This is a genomic window from Acidobacteriota bacterium, from assembly GCA_018268895.1.
GTDB lineage: Bacteria > Acidobacteriota > Terriglobia > Terriglobales > Acidobacteriaceae > Edaphobacter.
In genome coordinates, this window is sequence record JAFDVP010000007.1 from 1,000,068 (window position 1) to 1,011,569 (window position 11,502).

Annotated in this window: 7 protein-coding genes; 3 read left to right on the top strand and 4 right to left on the bottom strand. The window is 57.0% G+C overall.

All coding sequences use genetic code 11. The features are described 5' to 3' along the window. Positions 1 to 2: 2 nt before the first annotated feature. On the bottom strand, positions 3 to 935 hold the full coding sequence (locus tag JSS95_11855; protein MBS1800506.1) for a LysR family transcriptional regulator: 933 nt from the start codon (positions 933 to 935) through the stop codon (positions 3 to 5). A 175-nt stretch (positions 936 to 1,110) separates the two neighbouring features. On the opposite strand from JSS95_11855, the gene JSS95_11860 reads away from it, so the two are divergent. Then, positions 1,111 to 2,148 carry a DUF1338 domain-containing protein gene (locus tag JSS95_11860; protein ID MBS1800507.1) on the top strand — a complete coding sequence of 346 codons (1,038 nt, stop codon included), beginning with the start codon at positions 1,111 to 1,113 and terminating at the stop codon, positions 2,146 to 2,148. Between the two features lie 38 nt (positions 2,149 to 2,186). Here the strand turns inward: JSS95_11860 and JSS95_11865 are convergent, their stop codons facing one another. From JSS95_11865 to JSS95_11875, 3 genes are all read right to left on the bottom strand, one after another. Then, positions 2,187 to 3,434 carry a hypothetical protein gene (locus JSS95_11865; protein MBS1800508.1) on the bottom strand — a complete coding sequence of 416 codons (1,248 nt, stop codon included), beginning with the start codon at positions 3,432 to 3,434 and terminating at the stop codon, positions 2,187 to 2,189. Then, complete coding sequence (locus JSS95_11870; protein MBS1800509.1) at positions 3,431 to 4,585, bottom strand: hypothetical protein; 1,155 nt, start codon at positions 4,583 to 4,585, stop codon at positions 3,431 to 3,433. The genes JSS95_11865 and JSS95_11870 overlap by 4 nt, the downstream gene beginning before the upstream one ends. Before the next feature lie 65 nt (positions 4,586 to 4,650). Beyond that, the gene (locus tag JSS95_11875; GenBank protein ID MBS1800510.1) at positions 4,651 to 8,334 is read right to left on the bottom strand and encodes a carboxypeptidase regulatory-like domain-containing protein; all 3,684 of its coding nucleotides are present in this window, start codon (positions 8,332 to 8,334) and stop codon (positions 4,651 to 4,653) included. A 291-nt stretch (positions 8,335 to 8,625) separates the two neighbouring features. On the opposite strand from JSS95_11875, the gene JSS95_11880 reads away from it, so the two are divergent. Together JSS95_11880 and JSS95_11885 are read left to right on the top strand one after the other, a co-directional pair. Next, entirely contained in the window at positions 8,626 to 10,212 is a 1,587-nt protein-coding gene (locus JSS95_11880) for a glycoside hydrolase family 27 protein (protein MBS1800511.1), read from the top strand. Between the two features lie 35 nt (positions 10,213 to 10,247). Then, entirely contained in the window at positions 10,248 to 11,252 is a 1,005-nt protein-coding gene (locus JSS95_11885; protein ID MBS1800512.1) for a LacI family DNA-binding transcriptional regulator, read from the top strand. The last annotated feature ends 250 nt before the right edge of the window (positions 11,253 to 11,502 follow it).

Below are 11,502 nucleotides of genomic sequence, written 5' to 3' on the forward strand. Positions count from 1 at the left end.
TATCAGTATTTTTTAAATTGTTTATGAGTTTTTTTCATGAACACTTGATCGGCCGTCTTTGCCTCATGGATAAGCCACTGGATGAATGCGGCAATCAGGGGAGCAGTTGTCTTGGCTTCAGGCACGACCGCATAGTACGAGTTTGCGCTCCGGACGGGCTGAGCAAACAAGGGAGAGAGCCGGCCCGAGACAAGCTCATCTTCGATGAGAATTTTGGGTAAAAGCGCTACGCCGATCCCGCAAACAGCCGCTTGTGCGATCATGCCGAATTGCTCAAAGCGCGGCCCCCGAAGCGGATGCGAGTTGTCAATCCCCATGGTTTTGAACCACTCCGCCCATGCTTCCGTGCGGGTTGATTGATGCAACAGGACTGTACGGTTTAAATCGGTGGGCTTCCTGATTCGCTGTGCCGCTTCAAACTTTGGACTGCAAACCGGAACGGTCTCTTCATCCATGAGATGGTAGGCCAGGGCCCCTGGCCAACTCGGCGATCCATAGTGAATAGCCGCGTCAAAAGGCTCAAGTTCGAAATCGAACTGCGCGGACCGCGCGGAAAAATTTACCGTCACATCCGGATACATGTGCAGAAAACCGGAGAGCCGAGGCACTAACCATCGCGTTCCAAATGTGGGCAGCACGGCAAGATTGAGAAGGTTTGCGCTTCCTCCGCACGCCATGACCCGGCTGGTAGAGCTCTTTAGATCGACCAGCACTCTGTTGATGTCTTTGAGATAAAGCCTGCCTGCGTCTGTAATGACCATCCTTTGACGCACTCTTTCGAATAGAGCGACGTCCAACATCTCCTCGATCTGGTGAATTTGCCGGCTCACGGCGCTTTGCGTCAGGTTCAACTCGACGGATGCGCGAGAGACGCTCCCATGTCGGGCAACGCTCTCAAAAGATTGCAGGCAGGCAATCGAAGGAAGTGCGGTCATGAACGTCTCCTTCAGGCGAACGATGCTTAAGTTTCATGAAGTGCTGCAAGCATAGCATTTTACTTTGAGGCCCAACGAAGAGATAAAGGATTGCGAAAGGCTCGATAGATTCGAGGGTCGCCCCTCGTGGAATCTACCGGCACGAGCGGCTGAGCCTAACGAATGGAGAGGGATGATGGCATCTGTAACTGGTGGGGCTTTGCGAACGGCTCTCGACAAGTTGATTGGGGCGGCGCGGACAGATCAATTATTCGAAGTTCTCGTTGTCAGCCCCGCTCTGCGTGGGGATGGCGGGCGGCGAATATCGAGAGCGGTTCTGGCACAGGCCCTCAATATGCTCCTCTTTGAAGACTTGATAGAGCGCGTGCCCGCAGCGAGAGACTACGTCGAACATTGCCTGTCTCACGGAAAAACCATCATGCACGACCATGGAGCGGTTCGCACGGTTGCCTTGGCGGGCATGGGGAATCTGCCTGCCGGGGAAGAGGCGATTACACGGCTCTTGCGTCCGCTTGGTTATGCGCTCAACGGAGTGTACCCGCTGGAGCGATTGCGGATGACGGGACGCTCCTATGCTCAGATTGATTTTCCGGAAGGGATTGCGCAGTTCTTCATCAGCGAGCTTCATCCAGAGCGGTTCTCCGCGGAATTTCAGGCGGCGATGGGCCGCGTCGCGATGACGTCAACAGATCCATTGTCGCGTAGCGCGCTCGACCTGTTGGGAGAGCTGGAAGCTACGCAATCGTTGGAGCTGGATGACGCCGTAGTTCTGCTGCCGGTTCTCGTCTCCTGCTTTGGCCGCCAGCATAAGGAAGTTGCGTTGGCGGACTATGAACTGTTGCTGGCAGAGTCCTCCGAAGCGGCGTGGATTTCAACTGAGGGCAACGCATTCAACCACGTCACCGATCGTGTGGTGGATGTAGATCGACTGGCAGCCGAACAGAAGACGCTTGGACAGCCGATGAAAGCGGCTGTCGAGACATCGCAGTCCGGCAGAGTACGCCAGACTGCATTTCATGCCGCGCGCGTTTTGAGAACGTTCCATATGCCAGGCGGGAGCGTCGAGCAGAAAGAGGTTCCCGGGTCCTTTCTGGAGTTCATCACCCGGTTGCCGTTGCCACAGGAAGAATCAGGGGAGAAGCGATTGGATTTGAGTTTTGATAGTTCCAATGCGCAGGCCATTTTCAAGATGACTGCAACGGCGAAATCGTAAACGTTGCAAGATCGAAGCCCCTTGATATTCCTTTCGGTTTAAGTGTTTGTCTTCGTGCCTGCAAGGACAAGGGACAACTCCGCGGGGGTAAGGGCCCGGTCGGTTGTAGTTCCTCCGGTTACGATTCCAGGCGCACAGAGGATGCCCTGGGATTGACCTTCAAACCAGGCAAAAAAGCGGGAGCTCTCGGAGAACCGAAGGCGCATCATCTCCAGATAGAGATACCAGGCACCCATATCCGCGTCGATCAGAGAGCCTTGTGCATCGAGGTCGGATGTCGCATCACTTGGAGAATTGGCCTGCCTTGCAAGCTCGACCATTCGATTGAAGGTTGCCTGACGCTGGCGCGGTCCGAACCGTGCAAGCAGCGTGAGGGGCTGCGCCCTTCTGAGGATTTCGCGTCCGGTCCATTGGACAAACGTAGTGCTGAAGAACTGGGTCCCAGATGCTTCAGTCAACATTGACAGGATGAATCGTTGCATTCGCGGATCGGGCGTGACCATTGGAGCGTCAAGTGCCTGGGGTGAGAGTGATGAGAGGTGGCTGCGAAGGACCTCGGGCCCGCGGCCCTGCCCGAAGGCCTGTTGCATCGACGAGAGAATTTTGCGATTGATTGGCGCGATGCCCGGATAGCTTAGAGATGCAATCGGTGCAGCTTCGTCCGCAATGAGCTTGAGAGGAGCGCCGCCATCCAAATACCAGTGGGAATAAGGAGCTGCTGTTTCGCCAGCACGCTTGCGAAGCGCGTCCAGGAGGACCTCGCCGGTTCTCTCGCGCTGAAGGTTTGTAAATATCTGGCCATGCGGCCTGAGCCGTTCAAAGAGAGGGTAGGGCGAAGGCTGTGCGTCGCGGCCTATGACAACCATGACAAGGCGATGTGTAGAAAGCGTCGTTGGGGGAATCTTTGCCGCGAGCTGCTGAACGAAGCGCGACGAGATCTCTCGGAAGCGGTCCATCTGATGGCTCGACCATAGGTATGCCGTGAGACTTTCAAGGTAGAGGTGTGGGTGGTTAACCCAGTTAATACCAGGGCCGACGGACAAAGGAACATTGATCGCGCTGAAGAGATCGGGCAGTGAAGGTTCGGCTTCGAGTACACGCAGCCGGGATTCAACCTCCATTTGCTGAGCGGGAAACTGCCAGTCAAATGTTGAAAGCTCAGCGAGCAGTGACGGCCGCAGCGCCATGGGGCAGCGACGCAGAAGCTCGGTATGATCAATAGCCAGCCGACGCCCCAGTGGGGGGTACGCGTCGAAGCTCCGTAATGTAAGCTCAACGGCTCTCATGCGAGTTCCACGATGGGGCGCCCATGGGCGAATGGCGTGTCGAAGCCGAGAATGTGGCCGACTGTTGGAACGAGATCGAGCGAATCCACTGGACGTTGCACGGCTACCCCCTGACGCACCGCAGGCCCGAGAGCCATCATCCACGTGGTTCTTGCAAGTGCGCTTCCAGTGCGGTGATGTTGAAAGCCGTTGCCTCCCGGCTCTCCATCGCCGTCGCGGCCGAAGTCGGGCAGGATGAAGAGCGTGGTGCGATCTTTGTATTCAGGCAAGGATTGAACTGTCTGCCACAACTCGCCGCAGAGCCTGTCTGTGCGCTGAATCGCCTCAAGATACAGCGAGAAGGCACCGAGATGTGCAATGTCAATGTCGTGCAGCGTGAGAAAAAGGAGCGATGGCGCGAACTGCTGCATGACCTGGCGTGCCGTGTAAATGGATAACTCGTCGGGGCTGATGAGCGATGAGGCGCGTTGGGTGAGGTCCGCTGGGTCGAGGTGAAGGCGATGGATAAGCCGCGCGGCCGCGTCGCGGTCCCGCGAATCCATTGCGGCGCCTGCGGCATCCTCATAGTTGTCGCGGAGCAGATCGAGATATCCGGAAGAGGAAGCGTCGAATCGTTCGCCGAGCGCGACGGCTAGAAGCTGCTTCGGCATGACGAGCTGCGCGCCGTAGTCAGGGCCGAAGCGGCGGTGGTCACTCGCGCTCATCTGCGTGAAGTTACGGCTGGGCGCGACGACCCATGCGTCTTCGAGAGGGCGATGCAAACCAGAGCGGAAGTATTCAAACAGCGTAGGGTTTGCAGGCCTTTGCGTAATAAAGTTGTCGAAGGTCTCGTAGGCGCCGGTGGCAATGCTTGCCGTGGCAACATAGTGACCAAGGATTCCGCGATTGACCACCTGAGTAAAGAAGGTGCTCTGCGGCGCGAGTTGGTTTAGAAGGCACGGTATATTGCGATGGCCGTGAACCGAGAAGGTCTCATCATCGCGCGCTCCTCCACCGAAGGTAACGATGATCACCTTACGCGAACTGCCGCGCGTTCCCGAGGCGAAGGCGCGAGAAGAAGAGGCTCCGAAGAACGAAGCCGATGCGCCGAGGCCGATGGCTTCGCGAAGGAAGTCGCGCCGGCTTACGCTGAGGCTTTGTGCGGTGATCACAGGATACTTCTCCTGAGATGACGGAAGCACCTGTCCTCTGACAGGTGCTTCCGCAGGGTATGCGATCAGTAGATAAACTTCAACGAAAACTGGAAGAGCCGGGAGTCTGGCTGGATTCCGTTGAAGCGCAGGTGAGTGATCTGGCCGAAGGTTCCGGTCTCGGTAGAGCCGTTGACGTTGCCGCCGCCGCCGCCAACGTTGGTAGCCGGTTGCCCATAGGCCGGTGTGTTCATGATGTTGAAGCCATCGATGCGGAACTGCAGCCGCGATTCGCGATAGAGGGTGAAGTTTTTGAACAACGACATATCGACGCGGTTATAGCCAGGCCCCGGGACCTGCGTCGTTCCCTGGGCGCCATAGTAGATCGCGGGGACGGGAGAGCCGAGAGGAATGCAGTTTGTCGTCACCGTGGCGCTACAGGCGGCAGGCACGTTGGGAGGATTGACGAAGGCGCAGGGGTTGAACCAGTGTGCAACCGTGCGCGTCGCGGTGGCACAAGGGTTTGCGACAGCGGTTCCGCCAGTGCTGAATGGACCCATCTCCGCCACTTTTAACGGATAGGCGTTGCCGTTGCCGAGCGTGTTGTTCGCAGCCAGATCGACGGGCTGTCCGGTCTGCACGCGGAAGGTCAGAGCAGCCGCCCATCCTCCGGCGACGATGTCTGAGAAGCCGCCGCCGTTGAGGTGTGCCTGTCCCTTACCGAATGGCAAGGTGTACTGCCCGTTGAGTGTCGCGCGCTGCCGAATGTCCTGAAGGTCGCTTCCGTAGTCGAATCCCGCGCCGAGATATCGAACGAGGCGATAGCTCGACTGACCTGTTCCACCGAGCGGAGGACGCGCATTGTCGAGAGCGTGCGAGTAGGTATACGTGGCAAGGAAGGAGAGGTTCTGCGTGGCATGCTTCTCGAACTTAGCCTGTAAGGAGTTGTAGTTCGACATTCCCGAGAAGACGACATAACTACCTCCCGAACCGAAGGATGGGAACGGGAGATATTTGGTGTACGAAGTGCCAGCGGGAAGCAGACCCGCATAGCTGTTGAGCCCGGCGTTGAGGCCAAGATGGCGATCGACGTTACCGACGTACGAGATCGTAGCCGAGGAGGTCTTACTGACCTGATACTCAAAGGCGAGGTTGTAGCCCATGGTGTAAGGCGTTTGGTTGCGAACGTCGTAGGACTTCAACCCAGGAGCAGCGATGAAGAGCGGATTGAGTTGCCCGTTTGTAATTCCGGCGCTAAAGCCAACCGAGGTGCCCGTGCCGGGCTGGAGCGTGGTGGGTTGATAGCTGGTAATGGTCTGGTTGAGACCGCCGTAGGTTGGTCCGTAGCAGGTCCCTGGCTTGCAGGACGCGACCGCAGCGATCGAGCTCGAGGTTGTGGAGAAGGGAGAGCTTCCGCCCAGGTTCAACCCATAGCCCAGGTTCTCAAGTCCGCCATAAAAGATGCCGAAGCCGCTGCGAATCACGAGACGGTCGGTGGGAGAGAAGGCAAAGCCGAAACGTGGCGCGAAGTTGCTGTATACGGAATTAATCAGAGCGTTGTTGTCGCTGTACTGAAGCGTGATGTTGTTGGAGGCGAGCGCATTGATGAGCGCAGGAGGAAGGGTTATGTTTTGCGCCTTCTTCGGAATCAGGTAGGTTCCCGAGGCTGCGGTGTTGGAGGTGGCTCCTCCAACACCGGAATTGAAGGACGGAACGAGATTGGCCTGATAGCCATGAATCTCGGTCAATGGTTGAGCAAACTCCCAGCGCAGGCCAAGGTTGACCGTGAGCCGGGGCGTGATCTTCCAATCGTCCTGGATGAACGCCGCGTCGTACCACCGCTGGTCATTCGTTGTGAAGATGTTGTTGATCGAGGACGAGGCGAGCTGCTCCTGCGCAAAATCGGCAATACCGGAGCCGGTGGTTCCCGTGTTGTTGGGGTCCTGCGTAAAGCGGCCGCTGAAGGTGTAGGCGCCTTTGGGATTCGTCGGCTGTAACGTTGTGGGGCGGATGCGCTGCAGATTGACGCCGATCTTGATGGAGTGCTTCCCTCGCACCATCGTCACGTTGTCGAGCAACTGCACAACGTTCTCGTACTCGCTCGAAGGGAAGAATGACGGCGAGCCCGCGCGGGAGAGGCCAGTGATGCTGAGCCCAACAAGACCGCCGTTTAGCGGGCCGAAGGGAATACCGTTCAAGCCAAGGCTCTCGGAAACATTCGTACCGATGTTCTCCTGCAGGTAAGCCGCGTGGATCCAGTTGTAGCCGAAGCGAATCTCGTTGGTGAGCTTCGGAGTAAAGATGTGCGTCTCGCTGAAGGTAAAGTTGCGGCCCTCGGTCTCGATGTTGCCCGAGGCCCCAAAGGCCCCGCCATCGAGGATCGGTCCTAGAGGAGCCTGGTAAAGCCGCGGCTCCTGCGAATAGCTGTAGCGAGCGAAGGTCTGGTCGTTCTGGCTGATGTTCCAGTCCATGCGAACGTCGTACTGCGTCGTGTTGTCCGCGACCTTCTGCTGAAAGTAGTAGTTGCTCGTAGACTGCGTGGATGCACCGGTGTTCGGCAGCGGAAACAGATTGAGGATTGCCTTTGAAGTCGGTGTTACCTGACTTGAGCAGAGGGTATTTTTCACGCCGTTGCAGGCGAGAAAGTTATTGGTCCCGTTGCCTGAGGCATCGCGCGTGGAAGGGCCGCCAGGCTGAAAGAGATACGCCGGTGTGTTCCTGCCATTGCCTGCCGCACCCGTTACCAGCAGGTCAGAGTAGTCGGTATAGCCGCTTTGACGTTCACGAAGTGTGGGCACGTTATAGGAACCAGTCTGGTAGAAGATGATGCGGCTGGCCTCAACATCGCCGAAGATGAAGAGCTTGTTCTTGATGAGGGGAACGCCGAGAGTAGCGCCAAACTGGTTCTGACGATAGGGAGGTTTGGTGGCCTGAAAGTAGTCGCGGTTGTTGAAGATGTCGTTGCGGAAGTACTCCCACAGACTGCCGTGAATCTGGTTGGTGCCGGATCGGATGGAAGCATTGACGACGCCGCCGGCGTTGTGGCCGAGCTCGGCGCTATAGTCGGAGGTCTGCACGCTGAACTCCTGCAGCGCATCGGGCGGCGGCTTGATCACGTAGCTTGCATTGTTGAGGAAGTCGGCGAGATTGACATTGTTGTCCACGCCGTCGAGGATGAAGTTGTTTTGCTCCGGCCGCTGGCCGTTGGCGGAGAAGTCGCCGCGCGCCTCTCCTCGTGATCCCTGAGTCGGCGGAAGGACGCCCGCCGTGAGCTGCGCAATGTAGAGGTAGTTGCGTCCATTGAGCGGAGTGTCGTTGATCGTTTTGGCGGAAACAACCTGGCCGGTCGATGCTTCTTCGGTCTGCATCGTTGCGCCTTCGCTGGTGACCGTTACCGTTTCGCTGGTGCCGATCTGTAGCTCAAGGTTGACGCCGAGCCTTTCCTGCGCGTGCAGGTGCAGATTATTGGCAACGGCTGTCTGAAAGCCCGCTGCGGTCGCCTTGACCTGATAGGTGCCGATCTTAAGCGGCGATACGGTGTAGGTGCCCCCAGCATCGGTCTTCCTGTCGAGCGCAAATCCCGTATTGATCTCGCGGATTGTGACGGTAGCGTTTGGAACTACGGCGCCTGTCTGATCGGCGATCGTGCCAGTGATGGTGCCCTGGTCTTGCTGCGCAGAGGCTGTGATGGCGCACAAGACAATTGCGAGGAATAGTGTGATGTACCGCTGAGCGGTATTGCGTCCCGTCGGGCAAAATGCCTTTGACATGAGTCGAGCTCCAGTTATGCGGCGTTTAACTGTAAACTCTCGGAAAAGGACAACAGTTTGCTTCTCATCTCGAAATCGGTTTCATGAAAATCAAACTTCTTGAGTGCCGAGAAATACTAGAGCGATTCCTTGGAATATGTCAATTATTTATTTATTCTTTTGGGTGATGCGGACAGCAGGCTGACGGTTTTGAAATAGTTGTTGCATGAATTTCATGAATTCGGTTACATTGTCTCGCACGCCCTTCCCGTCAAAAGCGGGCATTGTGCTTATAAAGGAGAACGATTGAATATGCGGATTTCGCCTATCTGCAAAAAGCTGGTTTTCGGTCGGCCGGTCGTATTGCGGTTGTCTGTCCTTGCACTCATCGCGTTCGGCCTGCCCGCATTTGCACAAAGCGACCTGACCGGCTACTGGAACCTGCGTGTACCCAATGGAGATGGAACCTATCGTGAAACATTTTTCCAGTTGGAGCAGAAGGGGGAGGCGCTGACCGGCAAATGGTTTGGTCGCGACTCGAACGGAATTCCGATGGAAGGAAGCATCAAAGGCGACGCTGTGCACATCGCGACCGTGCCGCCGCCGGCTCCGGCAGGTACTCCGGCTGGCGGCTTCGCACGCCGCCCGGTTGTTTATGACGGCACCTTGCATGATGGCAGAATTACGCTCACCTCGCACGGCTTCCGTGGACAGGTGATGACTGGCGACGCGGAACGCACGACAAGGGAAGCAGCCATGCCTCCTGCGCCTTTACCGCTCCCCGCCCTCATCGATGTTCCCGATAACGGCATGGTCCGCACGCCGCCGATGGGGTGGAACAGTTGGAACAAATTCGCGGGCAAGATCACTGACAAAGATGTTCGCGAGATGGCCGACGCCATGGTCAGCAGTGGCATGAATAAGCTTGGCTACGTATACATCAACATCGACGATACCTGGGAAGGTGGCCGCGACAAGGACGGCAACATCCTCACCAACACAAAGTTTCCCGACATGAAGGCGCTTGCCGATTACGTTCACTCCAAAGGCCTCAAGCTGGGAATCTACTCCTCTCCAGGGCCCAAGACCTGCGCTGGATATACAGGCAGCTTCGGCCACGAGGAGCAGGATGCAAAGACATACGCCGCGTGGGGCATCGACTACCTGAAATACGACCTGTGCAGCGCACGGAACATCTATTCGTCCACTGAGCAGAACCACCGCGGTCTCTATCAGAAGATGGGGGTGGCCCTTCAGGCTACTGGACGGCCCATCGTATTGAGCCTCTGCCAGTATGGCGAAAACGATCCATGGAAGTGGGGCGCCAAAGCCGGGGGCAACCTGTGGAGGACGACAGGCGATATACGCGATACCTGGGAGTCGATGGACAAGATTGGCTTTTCGCAACTTGCCATCGCTTCTTATACCCGGCCCGGCCACTGGAACGACCCCGATATGCTCGAGATCGGCAATGGAGGCATGAGCGCCGACGAATACAGAACGCACATGAGCCTGTGGTCCATGCTTTCAGCGCCGCTGATTGCCGGCAACGATCTGCGCAATATGTCGGACGAGACAAAATCCATACTGTTGAATGCCGAGGTCATTGCTGTCGATCAGGATGCCGCGGCGCTCCCGACAAGCGAACTCTCAAAAAATGGGAATCTCGAAGTTCTTACTCGAAAGATGAAGGATGGCTCCGTCATCGTAGGCATCTTCAATCGTGGGGAGCAGGCTGCTCCTGAAACCGTCGACCTGGCCAGCGTCGATCCTTCGTTTGCGGGAAAGAAACTGCGCGCGCGCGATCTATGGAAGCATGAGGACATTGCTGTAAAGGGTGATCGCTTCGAGTCTTCCGTCCCGGGCCACGGGGTTGTGCTGCTCCGGGTAAGAAAGTAGGGTGAAAGAAACGTGGGACTGGAGGATCTGAACGAATGAATATCCGCCAGGTAGCGAAGGCGGCCGGGGTCTCGTCGGCTACTGTATCGCGCGTCTTTACACGATCGGCTCCGGTTGACCCACAGACGGAACGAAAGGTAAACAAGGCCGCGAAGCAGCTTGGATACTTTCCCAATACGTATGCCCGTGCACTTAGCTCAGGCAAAAGCAATACCTATGGCCTCATCATCTCAGACATCACCAACCCCTTCTTCCCGGACCTGGTAAAGCACTTCGAGAGACACGCGCTTGAATATGACTACGAGACGCTTGTCGTCGATACAGACTACGACCTGAAGCGCATGGAGCAATGCGTGCGACGTTTGCTGGAGCACAAGGTCGATGGCGTCGCCATCATGACCTCGGAGATGGAGCCAAGGCTGGTCCAGGTGCTCAGCCGCCGCGACATCCCCATGGTTTTCCTCGATACCGGCAAGGTCGGCCGCAACATCAGCAACATCACGATTGATTATGAACAGGGCATCGCGCTCGCCATCGATCATCTTTTGCAGCTCGGGCACAAACGCATCGCCTTGATCCAGGGCCCGCCAACTTTGAAGTCCGCCGTGACGCGCCGAAACGCGTTCGTCGCTTCGCTCAAACGCCGGAACATCACACTCCCACGCGAGTACATACACACCGGGAATCACGGAGTGGATGGGGGGCAGACCGCCATGAATGAGCTGCTCGATCTTCCTTCGCCCCCGACCGCTGTGATGTGCTCTAACGATCTGACTGCGATCGGCGCGCTCAATGCCGCACATGCGCGGGGCATACAGGTTCCGTCTGATCTGTCTCTCATCGGATTCGACGACATTCAATTGAGCGGATTCATGCAGCCGCCGCTAACGACGATTCGTGTCTCGCGAGTGGAGATAGCCCGGCGCGCTTTCATGGCACTGTACGGCACGGTTCCCGGATCGCGAACGCGAACGGCAAATCACATGATCTCTACAGAATTGATCGTTCGCCGCTCTACCGCTTCTCCAGCAAAGCGCTAGACATGAGACGTACGAAACGCGAGGCAGAGAACCGGAGCGCTCTGCTCTCAAAATAAACAATCATCGTCTTTACTTATTCGACAGTTACGCTCTTCGCCAGATTCCTGGGCTGATCGACATCGCAACCCCTCCTCACGGCAACGTGATAAGCGAGTAGCTGCAACGGCACAACTTCAAGTATCGGCAGCAGCATCTCAGGAGCTTTGGGGATGTGGATGGTGTGTTCTACGAGACTGCATATCTCGTCGTC